Annotated in this window: 1 protein-coding gene; it reads left to right on the top strand. The window is 47.5% G+C overall.

All coding sequences use genetic code 11. The features are described 5' to 3' along the window. Positions 1–38: 38 nt before the first annotated feature. Positions 39–792: Piwi domain-containing protein (locus NW838_RS06450; RefSeq protein WP_414427726.1), on the top strand; the 754-nt coding region annotated here is incomplete at its 3' end.

Below are 792 nucleotides of genomic sequence, written 5' to 3'. Positions count from 1 at the left end.
GCACCCAGGCCCTACGTACAGGGATAGCAACCCAGTTTATGACTCCTGAAGCTGACTCCTGCAAGTACAAAGCCATCAATGTTGTCCTAGGTCTTTTATGCAAAGCAGCGTGGCAACCCGTATTGCTTGAACCTCTCGACCATCCTGAATGCTCTGAGCTAACTATTGGCTTTGATGTGGGAACTAACCGACAACTTTATTATGGAGCTGCCGCTTTTGCTGTGCTAGCTAATGGTCAGAGCTTAGGATGGGAGCTGCCTGATGTACAAACGGGAGAAACCTTTTCTGGCGAGGCAATTTATCAAACTGTGTCCAAGCTTGTCAACGGGTTCTACAAAAAATTGAAGCGCTATCCTAAAAAGGTTCTCCTGATGAGAGATGGCCTAGTTCAAAGAGGTGAGTTTGACAAGACGATCGAGGAACTGGAGAAAAAAGGAATTGCTGTAGATATTGTCGGAGTGCGCAAAAGTGGCACAGTCAGAATGGGAAGAGAGGAAAAAGGAAGCTATAGAGACGCTGCAATGGGCACTGTCATTTTTGACCATGAACGAAGGTCATTTATGCTCGTAACAAGCCAGCCCATTAAGAAGTCCTCGGTGCCAATTGGCAGCGCAAGACCGCTGCGAGTTGTCCATGAACACGGCAACACTCCTTTGGAAGTTCTGGCTATACAAACTTACCATCTCTCCCAGCTTCATCCCGCCAGTGGTTTTCAAGCCTGTAGGCTTCCTTGGGTATTGCACTTTGCCGACAAAAGCAGTAAAGAGTTCCAGCGCATTGGCAACAGCATTT

It is taken from the genome of Synechococcus sp. R55.2, from assembly GCF_047462075.1.
GTDB lineage: Bacteria > Cyanobacteriota > Cyanobacteriia > Thermostichales > Thermostichaceae > Thermostichus.
Note: the sequence above shows the minus strand (reverse complement) of the source record. Positions and strands in the feature narration are given on the sequence as shown.